The sequence below is a fragment of the Ruegeria sp. A4 genome (assembly GCF_056543025.1).
Map to the genome: position 1 here is coordinate 875,950 of NZ_JBQGAW010000001.1, position 23,512 is coordinate 899,461.

Below are 23,512 nucleotides of genomic sequence, written 5' to 3' on the forward strand. Positions count from 1 at the left end.
CTCCCATCAGCCCAACGGCTGCGCCTTTTCCACGATCCGAGCGAAGAACGATGCCCCCACCGGCGCGATATCATCATTGAAGTTGTATTTCGGATGATGCAGCCCGGCACCGTCACCCTGCCCCAGGAACAGATAGGCCCCCGGCCGCGACTGCAACATGTATGAAAAATCCTCGGCCCCCATGTCGCGTCCCATAGTGTCGACCACCCGCTCAGGCCCCGATACTTCGCGCGCGACGGCCGCGGCAAAGGCTGCCTTTTCGGCATCGTTGATCGTCGCCGGATATCCCACCTGATATTCCAGCCGTGCCTCGACACCGTAAGACGCGGCCTGCCCCTGAACGATCTGCTCCATCCGCTCCATCACCATTTTCTGCACCGAAGGATCGAATGTGCGAACCGTGCCGTTCAGATAGGCGGTGTCCGGGATCACGTTGTTCACCGTTCCGGCATGGATCTGAGTGACCGAAACAACCAGGTCTTCCACCGCATAGTGGTTGCGGCTGACGATGGTCTGGATTGCTTGCGCGATGCCGCAGGCCGCCATGACCGGGTCGCGGGTCTGATGCGGCATGGCGCCATGGCCGCCGACGCCTTGGATATGAATATCGAACGTATCGACCGCCGCCATGATCGGCCCCGGCGTTGTATGGAACGTACCTTCCGGATTTCCCGGATCATTATGTATTCCATAGACCTCAGAGATATCGAACCGCTCCATGATGCCTTCTTCGACCATGACGCCCGCGCCGCCGCCTTCTTCCTCGGCCGGTTGAAAGATCAGGGCCACGCGGCCGCGGAAATTTCGCGTCTCGGCCAGATACCGCGCCGCGCCCAGCAGCATTATGGTGTGCCCGTCATGCCCGCAGGCATGCATCTTTCCGGGATTCTTCGATGCATAATCGACGCCTGTTTCTTCGGTAATCGGCAATGCATCCATATCGGCACGCAGACCAATCGTCGGGCCGTCGCCCTGCCCGTTGATGATCGCGACCATCCCGGTCTTTGCGATCCCTTCATGCAATTCATCAACCCCAAATTCACGCAGACGCTCGGCCACAAACGCGGCAGTCTGAAAGCACTCGAATTCCAACTCGGGTATCGTGTGCAGATATTGGCGCCATCTGGTCATATCGGCAGAGAAATCGGCAATTCGGTTGACGACGGGCATCTGGGGTGGACTCCTGATCGGGACTGCGGGATGGATGCATCTGACACCGGAATGAAAGGGTTCGCAATGGCCGATAATCCTCTGATCCATGACAGTGACGCAGGGATCGAACGCCTGCTGGAAATCATGCGCCGCCTGCGTGATCCGCAAAGCGGCTGCCCGTGGGATATCGAACAGGATTTCGCCACCATCGCACCCTATACGATCGAAGAGGCCTATGAGGTCGCCGACGCCATCGAGCGTGAGGCCTGGGACGAGCTGAAGGGCGAGCTGGGCGATCTGCTGTTCCAATCCGTCTTCCACGCTCAAATGGCGGAAGAAGCGGGATATTTCACCTTTCAGGACGTGGTCCGCACCATGTCCGACAAGATGGTGGCCCGGCATCCGCATGTCTTCGGTGACGAATCCCGCGACAAATCCGCCGAACAGCAGACCAAGGACTGGGAAGCCATCAAGGCCGCCGAACGTGCGGGCAAGGAACAGAAAGGCGCGCTGGACGGGGTGGCCGCCAACCTTCCAGCCCTGCTGCGGGCGCACAAGCTGCAAAAACGGGCCGCGCGCGTAGGGTTCGACTGGCCCGACGCCGGCCACGTGCTGGCCAAGATCACCGAAGAAGCCGCCGAACTGGAAGAGGCGCGTGACAAGATGGACGCGGATGCGCTTGAGGATGAATTCGGCGATCTGCTGTTCGTGATGGTCAATCTGGGCCGCCACCTGGGTATCGAACCGGAATCCGCCCTGCGCCGCACCAATGCCAAGTTCACCCGTCGCTTTGAACAGGTCGAGGCCCGGCTGGCCAAACGGGGAAAGACCCCCTCGCAAAGCGATCTGGCCGAGATGGATGCGCTCTGGGACGAGGTCAAAACCGAAGAGCATCGCGCCAACGGCAAACTCCCGCCGGTTGACGTCATGGCCGCACCTAGAAACGGGTAGACAAGGCACCCGACACTTGCGAGTGTCCCACCTTCACGACCACCGGAGACACCCATGCCCCCTCGCAAGATCATCATCGACACCGATCCCGGACAGGACGATGCCGTCGCCATCCTGCTGGCGCTGGCCAGCCCGGAGGACATCGAGGTTCTTGGCATCACGGCGGTCGCAGGCAACGTGCCCCTGGAATTGACCGCCAAGAACGCTCGGATCGTGTGCGAACTGGCGGGCCGGACCGACATACCTGTCTATGCCGGCTGCGACCGTCCGTTGAACCGCCCGCTGGTCACGGCCGAGCATGTGCATGGCAAGACAGGTCTAGATGGCCCGGACCTGCCCGATCCGCAGATGCCGCTGACCGAGGGGCACGCGGTGGATTTCATCATCGACACCCTGCGCGCTGAAGAACCGGACACGGTAACCCTTTGCCCGCTGGGGCCACTGACAAATATCGCGACCGCGTTCAGCAAGGCACCGGACATAGTGGACCGGGTACAGGAAATCGTTCTCATGGGCGGAGCGTATTTCGAGGTCGGCAACATCACCCCGACAGCTGAATTCAACATTCACGTCGATCCAGAAGCCGCTGATATCGTTTTCAAATCCGGCAGACCTATCGTGGTCATGCCGCTGGATGTCACGCATAAGGCGCTGGTCACCAAACCCCGCAATGATGCGTTCCGTGCGCTGGGAAACAAAGTCGGAATCGCTGTCGCCGAGATGACCGATTTTTTTGAGAGGTTCGACAAGGAAAAATACGGCAGCGCGGGTGCGCCTTTGCACGACCCCTGCGTGACCGCCTATCTGATCCGGCCCGAGCTGTTTTCAGGCCGTCATGTGAATGTCGAGATTGAAACCCAGTCCGAGCTGACAATGGGCATGACCGTCGCCGATTGGTGGGGCGTAACCGACCGCGCGCCCAATGCGCTGTTCATGGGGGAAATCGACGCCGATGGCTTCTTCAATCTTTTGACGGAAAGGCTGGCAAGATTATGAGCGCCGCCCTGCGCCTGGCGCGCCCCGAAGACCTGGATCGTCTGATGGCACTGGTCACCGCCTTCCATACCGAAGCTGGATTGACGCAAGACCCGGACCAGACCCGAAACGCTCTGACCCCCCTGCTCGAGGGTATTCCCCATGGTTGTGTCTATCTGATCGGCCCCGGACGCGCGCCGTTGGGCTACATCATCCTGACATTCGGCTGGTCCGTTGAATTCGGCGGCATGGACGGTTTCGTGGACGAAATCTATATCCGACCCGCTGTTCGCGGCCGCGGCATCGCGACCGAAGTTTTGCTGGCACTGCCCAAAGCTTTGTCCGAAGCGGGGCTGACTGCCCTTCATCTGGAAGTCGACCGACACAACGAAGCCGCTCAGAAAATCTATCTGCGCACGGGGTTCAAACCACGCGACAGATATATGCTGATGAGCAAGTTGCTTTAACGAGACTCGCCGCGGAAGATATTGGCCGGGTTCATGTCCTGTACCGGGTCATTCGCCGAGACTGGGTCTCCGGTAATTGGGTAGGTTCCCGGACCCGCGCAGGCGGAAAGAACTGTGACGGAAGCTGCTGCGATTACCAGAAGGAATTTGGATACAGACATCGTGGTCTCCTTTCTGCAATGCATCCAGATTAGATCACGTGCCTGTGATTTAGTTAGTAACAAGTTCACACATAATGTGATTTTTGCATTCTTTTTTGATACAAAAGGGCCAATGCAATACGCCTGCAAAACACAAACCATTGAAATGATTACGTAATCCGGATCACGCCTCTTTCGCGAAAAGATCGAAGATTTCTTGAAAACTTTCAACTTCAACTGCAAGCAGGCCCGGCAATCTTAAACTCAAAGAAGGATCGAACCAGAAAGGTTCAATCAAGGGTGGATAACACCTGAAGCCGTGTTTCCCGCCGCAATGGTCACTGGGACCGTCCGGAAGACGCTGGTTCAAGGCCCATGAAACGCTTGGATCCAAGAGTTCCGAAGGGACAACAGCATCAATTGATCCGTCACGTGGATTGTGGCACGGGCAGCGGAATGACCGCTTGACGGATCAGAGACCCGCACTTTGAAAAATGGGGGCCGTTGGCCCCCATTCCATGCTTATTTCAGGATCGACGCACCGGCATATTCGGCCACTTCCCCCAGCGACTCCTCGATGCGGATCAACTGGTTGTATTTCGCCAACCGGTCCGATCGTGCGAGCGAGCCGGTTTTGATCTGACCACAATTGGTGGCAACCGCCAGATCGGCGATCGTGGCGTCCTCGGTCTCGCCCGAACGGTGCGACATCACGTTGGTGTACCGCGCGCGGTGCGCCATATCGACGGCACGCAGGGTTTCCGTCAGCGAGCCGATCTGGTTCACCTTGACCAGCATCGAGTTCGCACAGCCACGTTCGATCCCTTCGGCCAGACGTTCCGGGTTGGTCACGAACAGATCATCACCAACCAGTTGCACCTTGTCGCCGATGGCATCGGTCAGGGCCTTCCAGCCATCCCAGTCATCTTCGGACATGCCGTCTTCGACCGAGATGATCGGATAGTCATTGACCAGCGCCGCCAGATAGGCCGCGTTTTCCTCGGATGTCAGGGTCGTGCCCTCACCCGACAGAACATATTTGCCGTCTTTGTAATACTCGGTCGCCGCGCAATCGAGCGCCAGGTGGATTTCCTCACCCGGCTTGTAGCCCGCCTTTTCGATGGATTTCAGAATGAAATCCAATGCTTCACGGGTCGAGGCGATGTTGGGGGCAAAACCGCCCTCGTCACCCACGCCGGTCGCCAGACCCGCGCCTGACAGCTCTTTTTTCAGCGTGTGGAACACCTCGGACCCCATGCGCACCGCTTCGCGAATGTTCGCGGCGGCGGTCGGCATGATCATGAATTCCTGAATGTCGATCGGGTTGTCGGCATGTTCGCCACCGTTGATGATGTTCATCATCGGAACCGGCAGAACCCGCGCCGAGGTGCCGCCCACATAGCGATAGAGAGGCTGGGTGGTGAAATCCGCCGCTGCCTTCGCCGTGGCCAGCGAGACACCCAGAATAGCGTTTGCACCCAGACGGCCCTTGTTCTCGGTGCCGTCCAGCTCGATCATCGCCTGGTCAATGGCCACCTGCTCGGTCGCGTCAAAGCCCACCAGTTCTTCGGCAATCTCGCCGTTCACAGCGGCGACGGCTTCCAGAACGCCCTTGCCCATATAGCGCGCCTTGTCGCCATCGCGTTTTTCAACCGCCTCATAGGCACCGGTGGACGCGCCCGAGGGCACGGCAGCGCGGCCCATGGTGCCGTCTTCCAGAATCACGTCAACTTCGACTGTCGGATTGCCCCGGCTGTCCAGAATTTCGCGTGCGTGGATGTCGATGATGGTGCTCATGAAGCCTGTCCCTGTGACTGCGGTCGGTTGCACGCGTCATAGCAGCAACCGGCCAAAAGTAAACCGGTTCCGTTAACGCTAACACGCATATTCCCGGACATTTAGGGCTAACAATACGTTGTTTGCGCCAACAGGGTCAGGCGGGTGCCATTTCCCGCGCCAGACGCCGTTCGCGGACAAAGGTATAAAGACCCGAACCGATGATCAGGGTCGCCCCCGCCAGTGTCAGCGCATCCGGGCGTTCACCGAACATCAGCATTCCTGCAAGGATCGAGAACACAAGGCGCGTGTACCGGAACGGCATCAGGGCCGAGGCTTCGCCCACCCTCATCGCAGTGACAATGCCGTAATAGCCCAGAACGCCAAATCCGATCGCCCCCGCGTATGGGCCCGTTTGACCGGCTTGAACCGGCACGAAGGAAGCCCCGGACATGAGCATCAGAACCAGGCCGGCCACAGCCACCGCAATATAGGCCTGCATCGCAACAACGGATGAGGGCACGCGTGGGTCCAGCTTGCGGGTGATCAGATCGCGCGCCGCAATGGCGACCACGGACAACACCACAAACAGGGATTCGGGCCGAAAGCCCTCCATCCCCGGGCGGATGATCATCAAAACACCGACAAAGCCGACGCCGATCGCGCTCCAGCGACGCCAGCCGACCTGCTCTCCAAGAAACAGGGCCGCCCCCATGGTGACGACCAGCGGCATGGCCTGAAACACGGCCGCAACGGTGGACAGGTCGATCAGAGACAACGCCGTCACGAACGCCACCGCGCCAAAGCCTTCGGTCGCAGCGCGGATCAATGGCAGGGTTTTCCATGCCACGGGGTCAAAGATCCGCTTTCGGGTGACCACTGACATCGTGGCGAACACGAGCCCGCAAAACACGCCCAGAAACACCATGATCTGCCCTGTCGGCACAGAGCCGGACAGGAGCTTGATGAACATGTCCTCAAGTGCAAAGGCCGCCATCGACCCGATGAGCAGCAGGATGCCGTTTACGTTGTTCATTTGCGCGTCCGTTGGAAAGGGCACATCTGGTGCCTGTAGATGCACAACAACCTCAACCAACGGCATCTGGCAAGACAATTCCCGTCACGCCTGATGAATTAAAGTGAGCGGATCAATCGCGTTTTGTGATGGGTCAGTCCTTTTCCAGCGGGACGCCATACAGCTCCAACCGGTGCCCCTTCAGCTTGTACCCAAGCTTGGCGGCGATTCTTTCCTGCAGGGCTTCGATCTCGGGGTCGACGAATTCGATAACCTCTCCTGACTGCATGTCGATCAGGTGGTCGTGATGATCGCGCTCGGCATCCTCGTACCGGGCCCGTCCGTCGCCGAACTCAAGGCGTTCCAGAATACCAGCCTCTTCGAACAGTTTGACCGTACGATAGACCGTTGCAATGGAAATGCCTTTGTCCACGGCAGACGCCCGCGCATAGAGTTCCTCGACATCCGGGTGGTCGTCGCTCTGTTCCAGTACCTGCGCGATGACCCTTCTTTGACCGGTCATGCGCAGCCCCTTGGCTTCACAACGCCCAATAATCGTTTCCGACATGATGCCCCTCAGACTTGCTCGGGTGTCTGTCTTAATATGTCTGCGCAGGTTTCGCTACAGGGATTTCACCTTTTGCGACCTTCTGATCTGGCGCGCGTCAGATCGGCCCAGACCGGCAGGTGATCAGATGCGATATGCGCGGGACGTGTGTCGTGAACACCGTGCGCCACGGCCTGTATTCCGCTGCCCAGCGCGATCCGATCCAGCGCGCCCAAAGGCTGCGCGGCGGGAAAACTTGGTCTGGGGGGCAGAAACCGCATTTCGGGAACCAGGTGATCCAGAACTGGCTGACGTGACCACTCGTTGAAGTCACCGGCCCAAACTGTCGGCATCTGGTCCATATCCCAGTCATTCCGCCGAATGTGCAAAATCTGTTGCCGCCGCGACGCTGGCAGAAGCCCCAGATGCATACCCATCACGCGCAATGGCCCGATATGGGTGTCGAACTCGACCCGAACCGCCCCGCGCGGCTCCAGCCCCGGCAACTCGTGATGCCCTTTTCGGCGGACCGAGATCCCCTCTCCGCGCCAGATCACCGCGTTGCCGTGCCAGCCCAGACTTCCCGCGCCGCCCAGATCGACGATCTGCCATCCCGCCTCGTCCAACATGAAATGCGGCAGCGCGGCCGGACGGGGCGGCAGGCGTTTGTCGGCCTCCTGCAACACCACGATATCCGCTTTCATGTTTTCGATGACTTGCAGAATACGCTGGGGCTGACGCCGGAAATCCAACCCGACGCATTTCTGAATGTTGTAGCTTGCGATACGCAGCGTGGACGAAGTTGGCATGAGGGCTTGACCAAATGAATTGATCCTAAAGTGCCATGCCTGACGTGAGGCGCAACCCCTGTGCTTGGTTTCCTGCTGCGACAATTCCGATACGACACCCGCCCCTGACAATCTGCCTGCTATTTCGGCGATTGAATCCTGGCTGACATCAAAGCGAAGGTTCCGCTTGATCCCCGGCCCTGCAACGCTCTATCCCGATGCGGTGACGACAACGCATCGCAGCCAAAGCGGGGCCCGCATGAGCCTGAGCCAGACCCAACCCGACAACAGCACCCGGGCCAGTATGGTTTTGGTGACAGGCGGCGCGCTGTGGGGCCTTTATTGGATTCCGGTGCGTTTTTTCTACGATCAGGGCCTGACCGGCCCGTGGTCAGGGATCGCGATGTACTGCGCGGCCCTGATTGCGTTGATCCCCTTTGTCTGGCCCGACAGACGCATGCTGGCCCGGCAATGGCGCGATCTGATGCTCAGCGGAATGTTCACAGGGGCTGCATTCAGCCTGTATTCGATCAGCCTTGTTTACACCGACGTCGTCCGCTCGATCCTGTTGTTCTATCTCACTCCGATCTGGGGCACGATTCTGGGCGTCGTATTTCTGAAAGAACGCCTGAGCGTGATGCGCCTTATGGGCCTGATCTGCGGGCTTGGCGGGCTGTTTGTCGTGCTCGGAGGCGCCGGATTCGTGCCATGGCCGCAGAACTTGGGCGACTGGTTGGCGCTGGCATCGGGCATATGCTGGGCATTGGGCACACTGGGCCTTTACAAGGCTGGTAGCATGACCATCTCGGGTCAGGTCTTTGCCTTTGTGATTGGCGCGTTGTTGCTGTCGCTTGTCAGCCTGCTGATGCTTGGGGGCCAAACCCTGCCGAACATCACAAGCGAAGAGTCGATCCGCATAGCGGGATACGCGCTGCTGTCGGCCTTTTATGTCCTGCCCATGATCTACATGACCATCTGGCCAGCAACCAAGCTGTCCCCCGCAAAGGTCGGCCTGCTGCTGATGAGCGAGGTTGTCGTTGGCATCGCGTCGGCCGCCGCCCTGTCAGGAGAACCATTTGGCCTGCGGGAATTTCTGGGCGCCACCCTGATCGTCAGCGCTGCGGTGTTGGAAATCCTGCGGAAATAGACGCGGGCTGCGCGTTATGTCCCGCAGAATGTCGCATGAACCACCTCATTTTCGGCCGGAGGACGCCTCAGTTCTTCCGCATCCCCCTGATCCTCGTACGGTCGTGCCAACACAGCGTTCAACCGGTCGAAGGGCGCATAGTCGCCCTGCACCGCCGCCTGGATCATCTGTTCGATCCGGTGATTGCGCGGAATGAATGCAGGGTTTGCGGCGGCCATCACCTCCTGTGGCGTCGCTTCGTGCGCCAACCGTGCGCGCCAGTCTTTTTCCCAGGTGTCAAACGCTGCCGGGTCAAGGAACTGATCCCGCGCCGTGCCGCCGCCCAGCGCCCGGAAGGTATTGGTGAAATCCGCCTGCCCCTCGGCCATGCGCTTCAGAAGATCGGTGATCAGTTCCTGATCGCCCTCGTCTGCGGTTGCCAGTCCGATCTTCGCACGGAACCGGGACAACCAGTTCTGTTGCAGCAGGTCCGGCATCGCGTGGACGATCTCGGTCGCCTCTTCCACGGCGGCCTCTTTGTCGTCCATCTGCTGGATCAAGGCCGTTGCCAACTGCGCGAGGTTCCACACCGCGATATCGGGCTGGTTCGAATAGGCATAACGACCCATCCGGTCGATCGAGCTGTAGACGGTGTTGGGGTGATACGTGTCCATGAACGCACATGGGCCATAGTCAATGGTCTCGCCCGCGATCGAGCAGTTGTCGGTATTCATCACGCCATGGATGAATCCCACGCTCATCCATTTTGCAATCAAACCGGCCTGCACATCGCGCACCGAACGCAACAGCCCCATCGGCCCTTCTGCCTTGGGGTAATGCCGCGCAATGGCATAGCCCGTCAGGCGCTTCAGGCTGTCCATCTGCCCACGCGCTGCAAACACCTGAAAGGTCCCCACCCGCAGATGACTGGATGCAACCCGGGTCAGAACCGCTCCGGGCATCGGGCCCTCGCGAAAGACGGTCTCGCCGGTTTCCACCGCTGCCAAGGCGCGTGTGGTCGGAATGCCCAGAGCATGCATCGCCTCGGACACCACATATTCCCGCAGCACCGGCCCCAGCCAGGCCCGGCCATCGCCCCGGCGGGAAAACGGCGTAGGGCCCGAACCTTTCAGCTGGATGTCCCGGCGCACCCCGTCCTTTCCGACCGTCTCGCCCAGCAACACCGCACGTCCGTCGCCTAACTGCGGGTTGTACTGCCCGAACTGATGCCCGGAATAAAGCTGTGCTATTGGCTCGGCACCTTCGGGAATACTGTTTCCCGCAAAGGCTTCGGCCATGTCCTCGACGTCACCGGGTGAAATCCGCAGCAATTTGGCCAGATCATCGTTGAACGCAATCATCCTTGGCGCGCGCACGGGAACCGGTGACTGCCGCGCAAAGAACGCATCCGGCAGACGGGCATAAGAGTTATCGAAGGGGATTTTCAGGGTCATGTCGTAAACATATCCCTCGGACGCATGAATACCATAGCAGATCACACCGGCCCGTGCATAATCGCACCCAAACACGAGGAAGCACATGACCGCACAAGAGATTATCGAACGCTTGAACCTGCAACGGCATCCCGAAGGTGGTTGGTACGCCGAGACATGGCGCGCCGAAAACGAAGGTCGCCCCACCGGCACCTGCATCTACTTCCTGTTGCAGAAAGGCGAAAGCAGCCACTGGCACCGCGTCGATGCGACCGAGATCTGGCTGTACCATGCCGGCGCGCCGCTTGTCCTGTCGCTCAGCGCAACGGACCAAGGCCCCGCCACCGAACATGTGCTGACCCCCGATCTTTCCGCTGGCGCACCACAATTGATCGTCCCGCAAGGCCATTGGCAAGCCGCCCGCAGCACGGGTGATTACACGCTGGTCAGTTGCACGGTCTCGCCCGGTTTCCAGTTCGAGGGGTTCGAACTTGCTGCACCGGGCTTCGATATCCCCAAGGCATGACCGCTCACATAACGATCTCTGAAAAGGTGAGTTTACAGACGGTTGCCCATTGATCATTCTGTACACGCAGCCAAAGGCGACGGAGTAACGAGTAAGAATGAAGCAGGTCCTGCTGACTGTCTTGTTCTTGTGTCAAAGCGCAGCATTCGCCAGCGCAGAGCCCGCTTGTGCCGAGGCCCGTCTTGCATCCGATCTGACTGCGCCAGAGCTTGCCTGGGAAGAAACGGTTGAAGATGCTGACCCGACCGTGACAGTCGAACCTGCGGTGCTGGTTTCCAGACGCCCTGCCCTGCGACCCTGCAAGTTTCGGCAATTCGAAGCGGGCCGTGAACGAATGCAGGCGCGGGGCGCCGTGTGCGGCGACTGGACCATTCTGGGCGAAACACGCAAGCCCGTCGCCGGAAAGGCCCGCGGATGCGGGATCACGAACCCGGTTCGGGTTTACAAAATCTCTGACATCGCACTCAGCCAGTTCTCATTGATGGATTGCCAGACAGCGGTCACGCTGAAAACGTGGATCGAAAACACGGCCAAGCCGGCCTTTGCCGATATGGGCGGCGGGCTGAAGGGGATGCGGATCGTTGGCCACTATGCCTGCAAGACCCAGAACAACCAGCCGCGTTCACGCATTTCGGAACATGCGCGCGGAAGGGCGATCGACATATCGACCTTCGTTCTAAAGGACGGAACACAGATCACGGTCCGGGACGGATGGAACAACGCGCAAGGCGCTGTTTTGCGAAAGCTGCACGAAGGCGCCTGCGGTATTTTCGGAACCGTGCTTGGCCCGGACGCCGACCGCTATCACGTCGGGCATTTCCATTTTGACACAGCCCGCCGCAAGGGCGCTCCGGTGTGTCGATGAACCTTCGGGTTGCGCCTCTATTTGTCGCTTCGGCTTTTGATCAACAAATTGATCAGCGGCACCAGCAGCGTCGCTGCCGATCCCAAAGGGTTCGATCCAATGCTCTTGACCGCCTGCACGACCTCTTTGGCCTCTGCGGTCATCTCCTCCAATTCGTCTTCAATATCCGCTATGGCCATATCGCGCACCTCGACGGCCGGGGCGACTTCGTCGTCGATATTTCGGCGTCTTGCAATCAGCACCATAAGCCCGGCGAAAACGAGGTTTCCAAAGGCCAACAGCGCCGCCGCCGATGCTGGTGACATCGAGCTTTGAAGCGCCAAGAACAAGGAGACATTCAAAAGCACCACCGCCGACAATGCCGCGATGCCCGCGATGCCCATCAGAATAGTCTGTTGCTGAACCACTCCAAGACGGCGGCGTGCGATCAAACGTTCGGTCCGATAGATCGTAACCAGGTTCTTGCTCAGTCTGCTCATAACCCGCCTCCTAGCCCTGCGCGCGCCCGACGACGTACCCAAGCGAAAACGCGATCAGCAACGCCGTGATCGGATAGTCTTTCTGAAGCCGACCGAACTCCTCGACAACGTCATGCCCCAAGGACTGAACCTGGCTCAGGTCGATCCCGTGGTCTTCCAGCAGCTGCCGGATTTCATCCGACGATTTGGTGCCCTCAGGCGGATCTTCGGAACCCGCTTCCTTTTCGGCCTGCGCCTCCAACGTCGCATTCCGCTTTCGCAACTTCTCCAACTCGGCCTCAAGCTCTGCCTTGGTCGCCATACTGCCATGCCCCTGATCCATCGGTCCGGGCAATCGTCGCACAAAGAGTTGTTTTTTTGAACTGTTTTCCGGATCGCGTTATCCGACCGGGTCCATCGACACCGTACTGACGACCCCGCCACCGACAAGCGCCTTTACGCCGGTGGTTCCGGGACAAGAGGTCGGCAACCCCCGCGCGACGCGCACCGCCAAATAGGCGAACGCCTGCGCCTCAAGCATGTCGCCGTCCAGCCCCACCGCCTCAACCGGTTCGACCGGGCAATCCAGCGACACGCGCAACATCTCCATCAGCACCGGGTTGCGTCTGCCGCCCCCGGTGACCAACACACAGGACGGAGGTTTCGGACAGTGCTCCATCCCCTGCACAACAGCTGCGGCGCACATACCGGTCAGAGTCGCCACCGCGTCAGCGTCATTGAGCTCCTTGACCAAACCGATCATTTCCGAAAAATCGTTCCGGTCCAAGGATTTCGGCGGCATGCGGGAAAAATACGGCTCGGCCAGAAACAGCTCCAGCGCGCCCATTTCCACCGTTCCATCGCGCGCAAGCGCCCCGTCACGGTCCATCGGAAGCCCCAGCCGGGCCTGCATCAGATCATCGACCGGCGCATTGGCCGGGCCTGTATCAAAGGCCAGCAACGCACCGGGCGCTTCGGGGCCCTCGAACGCCGGGTCCACATAGGTCAGGTTGCCGACCCCGCCCAGGTTCAGGAAACACAGCGGCCGGTCCGCACCGAACCATTTGGCACAGGCGAAATGAAAGAAAGGCGCAAGCGGAGCCCCCTCGCCCCCCATCGCAACATCGTCGCTGCGGAAATCCCAGACCACCGGGCGCCCAAGGGCCTGCGCCAACCCCAGCCCGTCACCAACCTGCAAGGTCCCGCGCCCGCGCGGCTCATGCGCCAGCGTCTGCCCGTGAAAGCCGATAAGATCCACATCCTCGAACTCGGACAGTGCTTCGGCATGAGCAATCGTTACCATCTCTGCCGCTGCATCGACCTGGGGTCCGTGCCACTGGCCCAGCGCGGCGCGCAACACGTCGCGTTCCGCATCCGAATAGGCGCGGTATCCACTTTCCCCAAACCCGTAAATCGAATGCCCGTCGGTTTCCACCACCGCGGCATCAACCCCGTCCATCGATGTGCCGGACATTGCGCCCAAAGCCCGGAGCTTTCCGTGTTTCGCGATGGTCTGGCCCAAGCCTGCCTCCTGAATTGGCTGTGTCTTTCGCCGCCTCCGGGTCCGGGATTTCACCTTTGGGTTGCAGCCCGGTCAACGTGCCTTCTGTTGGGGCGCAAAGGCAAGCGTTCCGGACCGGCCCGGCGATTTTTTTCTCAGCCCGCGTGTCTGGATCGACACCCTCGACCGCACCCCGCGCCCGAGGTGAAAAGGTGGCTTTTCCTCGCACGCGCTGCCGCCTATACAGTGCCCCGCAACATTAACCCAAAGGGCACGATATGACCTACCACCCCAAATCGGATTTCATCGCCACGATGATCGAGCGCGGCTTTCTCGCCGACTGCACCGATTATCAGGGCCTTGACGACGCGCTGATTAGTGGGGTGCAAACAGCGTATATCGGCTATGACGCCACGGCGCAGTCGCTGCACGTGGGTCATTTGATGAACATCATGGTTCTGCGCTGGCTGCAAAAAACCGGCCACAAGCCGATCACCCTCATGGGCGGCGGTACCACCAAGGTGGGCGACCCGTCGTTCCGTTCGGACGAACGCCCCCTGCTGGGGCCCGAACAAATCGACGCCAATATCGCCGGGATGCAAAAGGTGTTCGCCAAGTACCTGTCCTATGATGACAGCGAAACCGGCGCGCTTATGCTGAACAATGCCGAGTGGCTGGACAGTCTGAACTACCTCGACTTTCTGCGAGACATCGGCAGGCATTTCTCGGTTAACCGGATGCTATCGTTTGAATCGGTGAAATCTCGTCTGGATCGTGAGCAATCGCTGAGCTTCCTCGAATTCAACTACATGATCCTGCAAGCCTATGACTTTCTGGAGTTGAACCGCCGGTATAACTGCGTTTTGCAGATGGGCGGCTCGGACCAATGGGGCAACATCGTCAACGGCATCGACCTGACCCGCCGCGTGCTGGATCATGAAATCTATGGCCTGACGACCCCGCTGCTGACCACCAGCGACGGACGCAAAATGGGTAAATCTCAGGGCGGCGCGGTTTGGCTGAATGAAGATATGCTTTCCTCATTCGAGTTTTTTCAGTTTTGGCGCAACACAACGGACGCTGACGTGGGCCGATTCCTAAAAATCTTCACAGAACTTCCCGTTGAAGAATGTGAACGATTGGGGGCTTTGCGTGGCGCGGAAATCAATAGCGCTAAAAAGATACTCGCTTACGAAGTTACTGCGCTACTTCATGGCGAAAAAGCTGCAAAGTCCGCCATGGATGCTGCTGAAGGTATTTTCGGTACAATGGCAGCCCGTGAAGGAGAAAACTACCTTCCCTCTGAGTTCTTGGCTGGACTCCCGACTATATCGCTAACGCTTGATGAAATTGGAGAGGGGATTTCTATCGTGCAGCTCTTCGTCAAATCGGGTTTGGCAAAATCCGGCAAAGAGGCCAAGCGCCTGATCGCCGAAAACGGTGCCAAGCTGGACGACGCGCCGCTGACCGATGCCGGGCTGATGATCGACGCAAACGCCCTGTCTTCGCCGATCAAGCTGAGCGCAGGCAAAAAGCGCCACGCGCTGGTTCAACTGGGCTGACCCGGCAAGGTTGAAAGACACGAAACTGCAACGGCCACCCAAACGGGTGGCCGTTTTCATTCGGTAAGCCGTGCTTATCTGCGTTCTTTTCCGCCGCCACGACCGGGCCGGTCGTCACTTTCGTCATTGTTGGCGTTATGACCGCGGCCCGGGCTGCTGCCTTCACCGCCATTGCCATGGCCGTTGTTGCCCTTGCCACCACCTTTACCCTTGCCGCCTTTACCTTCGCCTTTGCCTTCACCGCCACCGGATTCACCTCCGCCACCGGATTCACCTCCGCCGCCGGACTCACCTCCGCCGCCGGACTCACCTCCACCGCCGGATTCACCTCCGCCGCCAGATTCACCGCCGCCACCGGACTCACCTCCGCCACCGGACTCACCTCCGCCGCCAGATTCACCGCTACCACCAGATTCACCGCCGCCACCGGATTCACCACCGCCACCGGTTTCACCGCCGCCGCCGGACTGGCCGCCACCATTGTTTTCGCTTTCTTCAGACGCACCGCCGGGGCCACTGTCACCGCCTCCGACAGCTCCACCAGCATCGGCGAATCCAGACCCACCGGGTTCAGAGCCGCGGCTTTCACCCCGGTTTTCCGCTGAACCAGACAGGTTTGCCGTCGGCAAATCCGTCAGCAACGCGGCCAGCCCCGGGCATTGCGCCCCGGTTACACTCAAGGTTGTTTCAAAGTCGGCCCGCTTTTGAAGCCTGTCCAGAAAACTCGGGGTTACCTGCACACAATCGCACAACCCGGCATAGTCCCCCGCGTTGGCAAGAGTCCGAGCCGTCTTCCAGTTGCAGGTTTCCGGTGCGGCAGCAGCATCGCCAACCATCACCATTCCAAAAACAGGCACAGCGACAACTGCACCCAGTATGTGTTTCGTACTTATTACCATAACAGATCCTCCTGGCGGAAAAACACACAAAGGCGCCGAGTTCTTCGCTCACGAACAGGCGCGTTTTCGTGAAGTCGGCATTAAGTATTGTTGAGGATCGGCCAAAACATCGGGGCCAAGGACCCTACCCGCCAACCAGGATCCTGCTTTCTCAAATTTGTGGACACTGACCCCAAAATGCAGTTATTGAACAAGTGTTCATATCCTTGGGAGGAGTTCACCATGCACCTGTCCACCACTGCCGCCCTCATCACCGGAGGCGCATCCGGTCTGGGCGAAGCCACGGCACGCCACTTCGCCTCGGAAGGCGCGCAGGTCACCATTCTGGATCGTGATGCAGATCGCGGCGCACAGGTCGCCGCTGAGATTGGCGGGCATTTCGTGCAAACGGATGTAACCGATCAAGAGTCGGTGGCCGCAGCCGTGCGCCATGGCATGGACAAGATGGGCAAGATCACGGCCACGGTGAATTGCGCAGGTATCGCCTATGGTATCAAGACTGTCGGCAAGGATGGCCCTCACCCTCTGGATGCTTTCCAGCGTACGATCGACATCAATCTGGTTGGCACCTTCAACGTGTCCCGGCTGGCCGCTGTCGAAATGGCAAAGAATGAACCCGAACCAGATGGGGCACGTGGGGTGATCATCAACACCGCCTCGATCGCTGCGTTTGACGGGCAAAAGGGTCAGGCGGCCTATGCGGCCTCGAAAGGCGGCGTCGTGGGCATGACGCTGCCGATGGCCCGCGACCTGGCCTCGACCGGCATTCGCGTCATGACCATCGCGCCGGGCATTTTCATGACCCCGATGCTAGCGGGCCTGCCCGAAGAGGTGCAACAACAGCTTGCCGCCGACGTCCCGAACCCTGCCCGCCTTGGCGATCCGCAAGAATACGGAAGACTGGCCGGCTTCATCGTCGAGATGGGCTATCTGAACGGTGAGGTCATCCGCATCGACGGTGCCCTGCGTATGCGCTAAACCGGGGCTCATGACCGAGCGGCAGAAAATGGAAGCGGGTGAATGGTATTGCTGCCTTGACCCGGAACTGGATGCGCTTCGCGCCGAAGCGCGCCGGGCCGTTCATGCCCATAACACATGCCCGCCGGATGCCCGTGGGGCCATCGCGCCGGAACTGGCTGCGCTTTTTGCGGGAGTTGGACGGGATTGCTTTCTCGAGGCTCCGTTTCACTGTGCCTACGGAATAAACCTGTCGTTGGGAGACCGCGTGTTTTTCAACGCAGGCTGTGTCGTGCTCGACACCGCGCCGGTGACGATTGGGAATGACACGATGCTTGGGCCTGCGGTGCAGATCTATTGCGCCGAACACGCGAAAGATCCTGTTTTGCGCGCTCGGGGCCTCGAAGTCGCCCACCCAGTCAGGATCGGCGAAAACGTCTGGATCGGCGGGGCCGCGATCATCATGCCGGGCGTTACGATCGGCGACAATGCCATCATCGGAGCGGGCAGTGTGGTGACAAAAGACGTTCCCGCCGGCGAGACCGTCGCTGGAAACCCTGCCCGGCCTGTACGCGCCCACCGATAACCCTGCTTTTCCCCCAATCCGCCAGGGCCTTGATCACGAGGCGCAGCGCCTGTTTTTTTTCAGGCAGCGCCGGGTAAACGTGTCCCCAAGGGCGCGCGCGCCCGGGCAAGGGTGGATTTTGACCGCGCCGAACTCAAAAGTGTCATCGCCTGCACCGAAGAAGAATGCACCCAAAACGACCCCAATGTGGTTGCGACACATCCCGGTGTCGTTGCCTTCCATGCAATTTGGAACAGCCGCGAACCGTCGCAGACGCATTTGAACGCGCTTCATCTCGCCAGTTGCATAAAAATGCTCGACGGGGTCGCAGCCGAAGCAAGCTGAACGAATTGACGCGGATCCGCTGATCCGGTCCCCGGCAAAACCGAAGCAACAGGCGAACTCCGGTTTTTAAGCAGCTTTTTCCACGCCGTCTGATAAGGCGGGCGCAGTTGGCGTCTACTCAGCCTGGGCTTTCTCTTCCAGTGTCAGCCATTCCTCTTCGGCCGCCGACAACTTGTCTTGCCGTTCGACAAGCGCCTCGGTCGCTTTCTGGAACTTGACCGGCTCGCGGGTAAACAGCTCGGGGTCGGACATCAGTTCTTCGAGCTTTGCAATCTCGGCCTCCAGCCGTTCAATCTCGGCCGGCAGCTTTTCCAGCCGGTGCTTTTCGGAAAAGGACAATCCCGACCTGGCTTTTGCTTCCTGCTTCACCTTCGGCTTGGATGGCTTTGTTTTTATGTCTTTTTTCTCGGAAACTTCGCCCCGCTGCGCAATATAGTCGGACCAGCCGCCGGCATAGACGGTCGCCCGCCCGTTGCCTTCCATCGCGATGGTCGTCGTTGCAACGCGGTCCAGAAAATCCCGGTCGTGGCTGACCAGCAGAACCGTTCCATCGTAGTCGTCCAGCAGCTCCTGCAACAGATCCAGCGTTTCGACATCCAGATCGTTGGTCGGTTCGTCAAGTACCAGAAGATTGGAAGATTTTGCCATCAACTTGGCCAGCAGCAACCGTGCCTTTTCCCCACCCGACAAGGATTTGACAGCCGCTCTTGCCTGCCGCTCGTCAAACAAGAATTCCTTGAGATAGCCCACGACATGTTTGGGCTGCCCGCCAACCATCACCTGATCGGCCTTGCCGGAAACCCGCATGTCCGGGTCGCCGGTCAGGCTGTCCCACAAGCTCATCTCTGGGTCCAGTTGCGCCCGGGACTGATCGAACACCGCGACCTCAAGATTGGTACCCAGCGACACCGAACCTTTGTCCGGCGCCACCTGCCCCAGAAGCATCTTCAGCAAGGTCGTCTTGCCGACCCCGTTCGGCCCGACAAAGGCCACACGATCACCGCGCTGCACCAGCAGATCAAAATTCCGAACGATCTGCTTGTCGCCGAACCCTTTGGCCAGCCCTTTGGCCTCGATCACCTTGCGGCCCGATTTTGGCCCGGCCTCCAGCGTCATCGCAGCGGAACCCTGACGCTTGATCTGTGCCGCCTTTTCGGCCCGCAGCGCCTGTAGGGCCCGCACCCGGCCCTGATTGCGTTTGCGCCGCGCGCTGATACCCTCGACCGCCCATTTGGCCTCGGACTTGATCAGACGGTTCAGCTTGTGGCGCTGCTGGTCTTCTTCTTCCCAGATCTTGTCCCGCCAGGCTTCGAACGCGTCAAACCCTTGCTCCTGCCGTCGGACAGCGCCCCGATCAATCCACAGTGTCGCCCGCGTCAGTGCGCGCAAGAAGGCCCGGTCGTGCGAGATCAGCACAAAAGCCGCTCGGGTCGACCCAAGCTCGCGCTCCAGCCACGCGATGGCTTCGATATCCAGATGGTTGGTCGGTTCGTCCAGCAGCATCAGATCCGGTGCCTCGGCCATCAGCTTGGCCAATGCCGCGCGCCGCCGCTCACCACCCGAAGCAGTCTCAACTGGGCGCGCAGGATCGAATTTCAGCCCCGCACCAGCCCGTTCAACTTTGTAGAGCTCACCCGGCTCCAACCCGCTCGACGCATAGTCTCCCAGGGTGGCAAAGCCCTCCATCGTCGGGTCCTGCTCCATATAGCCCACGGATTTTCCGGGCGGCACGACAATTTCACCGCGGTCAGCCTCGACAAGGCCGGCCATCACTTTCATCAGCGTGGATTTGCCCGACCCGTTGCGCCCAACCAGCGCCACGCGGTCACCGGGCTGTACCACCAGATCCAGTTCGGAAAACACCGGTTCGCCCCCGAAAGTCAGGGATATGCCGGACATCTGCAACAAAGGAATTCTCGCCATGCCCGCCAGCTAAACCGGCGGCCACACTGCGTCAACGCCCTGTCTTCACCTTTTCGGAAATACTCATCTTAACCGGCCAATGCCCGCAACAGGCGTTTTCGGGCCGGAGGGATCGCCCCGATTTCAAGCCCGGTAAACACATGCAACGTGTTCATGTGGCGATCCACAACCGCGTGATCACTCACCCACCCTCCCATCATCAGATAGGTCCGCAACAGGGGCGGCATGCGCGACATTGCCTTTTTCGCGTCCGGCCGGCGCCGCAGACGCGCGGCGAAACGGAACACGTCCGGAGCCTTGACCCGCGGCAACCACCGTTTCGGGGCCAGGTGGCGATGCTTGAGCATCGCAAAGGCATCAAGATATCGCCCGGTTTCGGTCCCGGCAAAGGACGAACATCCAAACAGCATCTGGACATTGTGTTGATCGACATGGGACGTCATTGCACCCCAGGCGGCCCGCAGAATGTCGGGATCGTTCAGACCCGGATGAACGCAGAACCTGCCCATCTCGACCATGCGGCCACTGAACCCTTCCAACGAGCTCAGGTCGTAGAACTGTGCTGAATAGCTGCGTCCGATTTCACCGCCATGCTCCATTGTCAGCATCCGAAAGCAGCAGACCAACTGCCCGGCGGATCGCATATCTTCAATCAGGACATGGCTGCATTGCGCGTCAAAAGCGTCAACGTCCGATTGCCGGGTCCCGAACGCCAATGTCCGCAGGCTTTGTGCGGCCCTGATATCCTCGGCCGATTCCGCCATTCGGGCGCGATAGCGCCCCTTGCTCAACATAACTGCCGCCGCCACGGTCGCGTCCTCCATGGGTGCCGACCCACGAGTGTCGGCACGACACCGTTAACACAAGACATGTGACCGCCTTGTGACCAACGCAAGGTTCCGCCGCGATCAGTTGGCGCCAGGAATATTGGCCGGGTTGAAGTTGCCGATATTGCCCAACAGCTGACGCAGGAAGCCTTTGTCCTGAACGTTGGAATCGGTCACCCGGCGTTCAAGCGGAATCACGATGCCGTCTTCCAGACCAAAACGCTCGATGTTTCTGACGACTCCACGCTGATCAAAACTGATGGCGACCAGTTCGCGCGCCACCACTTCGGGCCGTTTCGGGCCGTAATGGCGCACCCGCGAGCGGACATAGTAATAGCCCGAATCCCGCACGACCCCGGACGCACCCGGTGCGCCGATGGCTTCTTCCACGCTGTCGCGCGTATCGACGCCCACTTTGATTTCGGCCAGTTCCTCGGCCGGAGGCACATAGCCGTGATTCTTGTAGATCGGCGTACAGGCCCCGGCCGCAGCCAGACAGGCAACAAACACAAGCGATTTCGTCGCTGGTTTCAACCGGTTCACTACCTTCAACATGCACACCCTCTTGCCTTGGCCTCTTGCGGCTTCTATCCGATTACAGAAACCGCTGCCACGGTTCAACACATAGAAAGGCTCACGAATGGGCAACGTTACATCATTTCGGGTGGCTGACCTGCCCCAGAACGCCCCGACACCCTTTGAACTGCGCCCCGCAAGCGCCGCATTGGATGAGATCAGGCAGGATCTGGGGCTGCTGGGGCTGCGCAAACTCAGCTTTTCCGGTGAGCTTCGCGCACAGGGCAAGCGCGACTGGGTCCTCAACGGCAAACTCGGTGCAACCGTGATCCAACCCTGTGTCGTGACGCTCGAGCCGGTCACGACCCGGATCGACATTCCCGTGCACCGCACCTTTCTGGCCGATTGGACCGACCCGGATGAACCCGAGTTCGAAATTCCCCAGGATGACGAATCCGAGCCCTTGGGCCCGGAAATCGACACCGCATTGGTAATGGTCGAGGCGCTGTCGCTGGCCCTGCCGCAATATCCGCGCAAGGAGGGTGCGGAGCTGGGTCAGGCAGACTATACCGAACCCGGAAAACAGGCGATGACCGACGAAGACGCCAAACCTTTCGCCGGATTGGCGGGATTGCGCGATACGCTCAAAAAAGACGAGTGACAGAGCGCAGATTTCCTGTCATAGCAGGCGGTCAGAAAAATCGCTTGAACATACCGAGAATCGCAGTATTTTCGCGCGCTCATCGGATTTTGGGTTGGACATTGCGGGGCCCGTCGCCTAAACGCGCGTCAAACCACGATAAACGAACTACGAAACCCGGGTCGGCAGCGATTCTGCGACCCCTAGTCAGACAAAGGTTGAGACCATGGCCGTCCAACAGAACAAAGTTTCCAAGTCGCGTCGCAACAACCGCCGCGCACACGACGCTCTGGTTGCTGCAAACCCGAACGAATGCCCGAACTGCGGCGAGCTGAAGCGCCCGCACCACGTTTGCGCATCCTGCGGCCACTATGATGATCGCGAAGTCGTCGCTCAGGCCGATGAAATCGATCTGGACGAAGACGCAGCCTAAGCCTGATCGAGCGCAGACCAAGGCATGACTGAACAGCCCACGCACGCCGGACGGATAACCATCTCGGTCGACGCTATGGGTGGGGACGCAGGTCCCTCGGTCGTTGTTGCCGGTCTTGCGAAATCGGCCGACAAGAACCCGGATATCAGGTTCTTGCTGCACGGGCCCGAACAGGTATTGCGCAAGCTTGTCGCCAAACGGCGTGTCCTTGAGGGGCGCGTCGTTTTTCGTGATTGCTCGGGCGTGGTCACGATGGAGGACAAGCCCAGTCAGGTCGTGCGCAACGGCAAAGAGACCTCGATGTGGTCCGCGCTGGAAGCGGTACGCCAGGGCGAAGCCCATGGCGCGGTGTCCTGCGGCAATACCGGCGCGCTGATGGCCCTGTCGATGATGCGCCTGCGCAAACTGCCGGGCGTGAACCGGCCTGCCATCGCGATACTGTGGCCCTCGCGCAACCCTCAGGGCTTCAACGTGATGCTGGATGTCGGCGCCGATGTGCGCGCCGACGCCAAGGACTTGCTGCAATACGCCCTGATGGGCGCCTCTTATGCGCGCAACGGTTTGGCCCTGAGCCGCCCTCGGATCGGGCTTCTGAATGTCGGCACCGAAGAACACAAGGGACGCGCCGAACTGAAAGAGGCGCACTCGATGATCGCGGGCTTCGCGGAACAGGCGAATTTCGATTTCGTGGGCTTCGTCGAAGGCAGCGACATCCCCGGTGACAAGGCGGATGTCATTGTAACCGATGGCTTTACCGGCAACGTCGCGATCAAGACCGGCGAAGGCACGGCAAGCCTGATCGGTGACCTGCTGCGGCAGGCGTTCAAATACTCCCCGCTATCCCGATTGGCCTCGATTCTGGCCATCACGTCGCTGAACCGTTTGAAGAAACGGATCGACCCGCGACGCGTGAATGGTGGCGTGTTTCTGGGGCTGAACGGCACCGTGGTGAAATCCCACGGCGGCGCTGACGCAACAGGCGTGTCAGCTGCGATCAAACTGGCCTTCACCCTGGCGCAGTCCGGCTTTTCCGAAAAATTGGCTGCGCGGGTTGCATCCACTGCCCAGCTTGCACAAGATGCCGCGCAATCAGCGCCGCAAACAGATAAATAACAAAAAAGGCAG

The 23,512-nt window shown here is 59.8% G+C and carries 27 protein-coding genes; 13 read left to right on the forward strand and 14 right to left on the reverse strand.

Features of this window, described 5'->3' with window-relative positions; translation table 11 throughout:
• Positions 1 to 6: 6 nt before the first annotated feature.
• A complete protein-coding gene (locus ACR0E2_RS04335) occupies positions 7 to 1,170 on the reverse strand; it encodes a M20 aminoacylase family protein (RefSeq protein ID WP_480445343.1) in 1,164 nt (387 codons plus the stop codon).
• A gap of 66 nt (positions 1,171 to 1,236) precedes the next feature.
• On the opposite strand from ACR0E2_RS04335, the gene mazG reads away from it, so the two are divergent.
• Genes mazG through ACR0E2_RS04350 form a run of 3 tightly spaced genes read left to right on the forward strand, consistent with a single transcriptional unit; the run spans position 1,237 to position 3,545 of the window.
• Positions 1,237 to 2,103, forward strand: coding sequence for a nucleoside triphosphate pyrophosphohydrolase (gene mazG, locus ACR0E2_RS04340; RefSeq protein WP_480446176.1), 867 nt, complete (start codon positions 1,237 to 1,239; stop codon positions 2,101 to 2,103).
• 54 nt (positions 2,104 to 2,157) lie between these two features.
• Positions 2,158 to 3,099, forward strand: coding sequence for a nucleoside hydrolase (locus ACR0E2_RS04345; protein ID WP_480445344.1), 942 nt, complete (start codon positions 2,158 to 2,160; stop codon positions 3,097 to 3,099).
• Positions 3,096 to 3,545, forward strand: coding sequence for a GNAT family N-acetyltransferase (locus ACR0E2_RS04350; RefSeq protein ID WP_152458213.1), 450 nt, complete (start codon positions 3,096 to 3,098; stop codon positions 3,543 to 3,545). Before ACR0E2_RS04345 ends, ACR0E2_RS04350 begins: the two co-directional genes overlap by 4 nt.
• On the opposite strand, the gene ACR0E2_RS04355 is transcribed toward ACR0E2_RS04350, so the two are convergent.
• From ACR0E2_RS04355 to ACR0E2_RS04375, 5 genes are all read right to left on the reverse strand, one after another.
• Positions 3,542 to 3,706 (reverse strand): hypothetical protein, encoded by a 165-nt coding sequence (locus ACR0E2_RS04355; RefSeq protein WP_171115544.1) that lies wholly within the window; start codon positions 3,704 to 3,706, stop codon positions 3,542 to 3,544. The two genes, ACR0E2_RS04350 and ACR0E2_RS04355, sit on opposite strands and share 4 nt — an antisense overlap.
• A 501-nt stretch (positions 3,707 to 4,207) precedes the next feature.
• Positions 4,208 to 5,482, reverse strand: coding sequence for a phosphopyruvate hydratase (gene eno, locus ACR0E2_RS04360; protein WP_480445346.1), 1,275 nt, complete (start codon positions 5,480 to 5,482; stop codon positions 4,208 to 4,210).
• A 136-nt stretch (positions 5,483 to 5,618) separates the two neighbouring features.
• On the reverse strand, positions 5,619 to 6,497 hold the full coding sequence (locus ACR0E2_RS04365; RefSeq protein WP_480445347.1) for a DMT family transporter: 879 nt from the start codon (positions 6,495 to 6,497) through the stop codon (positions 5,619 to 5,621).
• Positions 6,498 to 6,630: 133 nt separating this feature from the next.
• Positions 6,631 to 7,044: a Fur family transcriptional regulator gene (locus ACR0E2_RS04370; RefSeq protein WP_152458216.1), complete on the reverse strand. Its 414-nt coding sequence runs from the start codon at positions 7,042 to 7,044 to the stop codon at positions 6,631 to 6,633.
• A 65-nt stretch (positions 7,045 to 7,109) separates the two neighbouring features.
• On the reverse strand, positions 7,110 to 7,832 hold the full coding sequence (locus ACR0E2_RS04375; protein ID WP_152458217.1) for an endonuclease/exonuclease/phosphatase family protein: 723 nt from the start codon (positions 7,830 to 7,832) through the stop codon (positions 7,110 to 7,112).
• 166 nt (positions 7,833 to 7,998) lie between these two features.
• On the opposite strand from ACR0E2_RS04375, the gene ACR0E2_RS04380 reads away from it, so the two are divergent.
• Positions 7,999 to 8,958, forward strand: a complete 960-nt coding sequence (locus tag ACR0E2_RS04380) for a DMT family transporter (protein WP_171167781.1) — start codon at positions 7,999 to 8,001, stop codon at positions 8,956 to 8,958.
• 14 nt (positions 8,959 to 8,972) lie between these two features.
• On the opposite strand, the gene ACR0E2_RS04385 is transcribed toward ACR0E2_RS04380, so the two are convergent.
• The gene (locus ACR0E2_RS04385; protein WP_480446177.1) at positions 8,973 to 10,391 is read right to left on the reverse strand and encodes a protein adenylyltransferase SelO; all 1,419 of its coding nucleotides are present in this window, start codon (positions 10,389 to 10,391) and stop codon (positions 8,973 to 8,975) included.
• A gap of 85 nt (positions 10,392 to 10,476) precedes the next feature.
• On the opposite strand from ACR0E2_RS04385, the gene ACR0E2_RS04390 reads away from it, so the two are divergent.
• A complete protein-coding gene (locus ACR0E2_RS04390; RefSeq protein WP_480445349.1) occupies positions 10,477 to 10,896 on the forward strand; it encodes a cupin domain-containing protein in 420 nt (139 codons plus the stop codon).
• 97 nt (positions 10,897 to 10,993) lie between these two features.
• Positions 10,994 to 11,761, forward strand: coding sequence for an extensin-like domain-containing protein (locus ACR0E2_RS04395; protein ID WP_480445351.1), 768 nt, complete (start codon positions 10,994 to 10,996; stop codon positions 11,759 to 11,761).
• 17 nt (positions 11,762 to 11,778) lie between these two features.
• On the opposite strand, the gene ACR0E2_RS04400 is transcribed toward ACR0E2_RS04395, so the two are convergent.
• The 3 genes from ACR0E2_RS04400 to ACR0E2_RS04410 are packed head-to-tail and all read right to left on the reverse strand — an operon-like array spanning position 11,779 to position 13,693.
• Entirely contained in the window at positions 11,779 to 12,240 is a 462-nt protein-coding gene (locus ACR0E2_RS04400; RefSeq protein ID WP_480445353.1) for a hypothetical protein, read from the reverse strand.
• A 10-nt stretch (positions 12,241 to 12,250) separates the two neighbouring features.
• Positions 12,251 to 12,583 (reverse strand): hypothetical protein, encoded by a 333-nt coding sequence (locus ACR0E2_RS04405; protein WP_217360251.1) that lies wholly within the window; start codon positions 12,581 to 12,583, stop codon positions 12,251 to 12,253.
• A 36-nt stretch (positions 12,584 to 12,619) separates the two neighbouring features.
• Complete coding sequence (locus tag ACR0E2_RS04410) at positions 12,620 to 13,693, reverse strand: anhydro-N-acetylmuramic acid kinase (protein ID WP_480446178.1); 1,074 nt, start codon at positions 13,691 to 13,693, stop codon at positions 12,620 to 12,622.
• A gap of 305 nt (positions 13,694 to 13,998) precedes the next feature.
• Between ACR0E2_RS04410 and tyrS the strand changes: the two genes are divergently transcribed.
• On the forward strand, positions 13,999 to 15,282 hold the full coding sequence (gene tyrS, locus ACR0E2_RS04415; RefSeq protein WP_171723117.1) for a tyrosine--tRNA ligase: 1,284 nt from the start codon (positions 13,999 to 14,001) through the stop codon (positions 15,280 to 15,282).
• 74 nt (positions 15,283 to 15,356) lie between these two features.
• Here the strand turns inward: tyrS and ACR0E2_RS04420 are convergent, their stop codons facing one another.
• Complete coding sequence (locus tag ACR0E2_RS04420) at positions 15,357 to 16,181, reverse strand: hypothetical protein (protein WP_480445355.1); 825 nt, start codon at positions 16,179 to 16,181, stop codon at positions 15,357 to 15,359.
• A gap of 222 nt (positions 16,182 to 16,403) precedes the next feature.
• Between ACR0E2_RS04420 and ACR0E2_RS04425 the strand changes: the two genes are divergently transcribed.
• The 3 genes from ACR0E2_RS04425 to ACR0E2_RS04435 all read left to right on the forward strand — a co-directional run bounded on the left by ACR0E2_RS04425 (position 16,404) and on the right by ACR0E2_RS04435 (position 18,048).
• Positions 16,404 to 17,159, forward strand: coding sequence for a 3-hydroxyacyl-CoA dehydrogenase (locus ACR0E2_RS04425; RefSeq protein ID WP_480445357.1), 756 nt, complete (start codon positions 16,404 to 16,406; stop codon positions 17,157 to 17,159).
• Positions 17,160 to 17,169: 10 nt separating this feature from the next.
• Positions 17,170 to 17,724, forward strand: a complete 555-nt coding sequence (locus tag ACR0E2_RS04430; protein WP_480445359.1) for a sugar O-acetyltransferase — start codon at positions 17,170 to 17,172, stop codon at positions 17,722 to 17,724.
• 111 nt (positions 17,725 to 17,835) lie between these two features.
• Positions 17,836 to 18,048 (forward strand): hypothetical protein, encoded by a 213-nt coding sequence (locus ACR0E2_RS04435; protein ID WP_480445360.1) that lies wholly within the window; start codon positions 17,836 to 17,838, stop codon positions 18,046 to 18,048.
• Positions 18,049 to 18,162: 114 nt separating this feature from the next.
• On the opposite strand, the gene ACR0E2_RS04440 is transcribed toward ACR0E2_RS04435, so the two are convergent.
• From ACR0E2_RS04440 to ACR0E2_RS04450, 3 genes are all read right to left on the reverse strand, one after another.
• The gene (locus ACR0E2_RS04440) at positions 18,163 to 19,971 is read right to left on the reverse strand and encodes an ABC-F family ATP-binding cassette domain-containing protein (protein WP_480445362.1); all 1,809 of its coding nucleotides are present in this window, start codon (positions 19,969 to 19,971) and stop codon (positions 18,163 to 18,165) included.
• Between the two features lie 68 nt (positions 19,972 to 20,039).
• Complete coding sequence (locus ACR0E2_RS04445; RefSeq protein WP_480445364.1) at positions 20,040 to 20,795, reverse strand: GNAT family N-acetyltransferase; 756 nt, start codon at positions 20,793 to 20,795, stop codon at positions 20,040 to 20,042.
• 84 nt (positions 20,796 to 20,879) lie between these two features.
• On the reverse strand, positions 20,880 to 21,353 hold the full coding sequence (locus ACR0E2_RS04450) for an outer membrane protein assembly factor BamE (RefSeq protein WP_171167760.1): 474 nt from the start codon (positions 21,351 to 21,353) through the stop codon (positions 20,880 to 20,882).
• An 85-nt stretch (positions 21,354 to 21,438) separates the two neighbouring features.
• Between ACR0E2_RS04450 and ACR0E2_RS04455 the strand changes: the two genes are divergently transcribed.
• The 3 genes from ACR0E2_RS04455 (at position 21,439) to plsX (ending at position 23,500) form a co-directional block, all read left to right on the forward strand.
• Positions 21,439 to 21,975 carry a YceD family protein gene (locus ACR0E2_RS04455; protein WP_480445365.1) on the forward strand — a complete coding sequence of 179 codons (537 nt, stop codon included), beginning with the start codon at positions 21,439 to 21,441 and terminating at the stop codon, positions 21,973 to 21,975.
• Between the two features lie 205 nt (positions 21,976 to 22,180).
• Complete coding sequence (gene rpmF, locus ACR0E2_RS04460; protein ID WP_008756996.1) at positions 22,181 to 22,387, forward strand: 50S ribosomal protein L32; 207 nt, start codon at positions 22,181 to 22,183, stop codon at positions 22,385 to 22,387.
• A 24-nt stretch (positions 22,388 to 22,411) separates the two neighbouring features.
• Entirely contained in the window at positions 22,412 to 23,500 is a 1,089-nt protein-coding gene (gene plsX, locus ACR0E2_RS04465) for a phosphate acyltransferase PlsX (protein WP_171231483.1), read from the forward strand.
• The last annotated feature ends 12 nt before the right edge of the window (positions 23,501 to 23,512 follow it).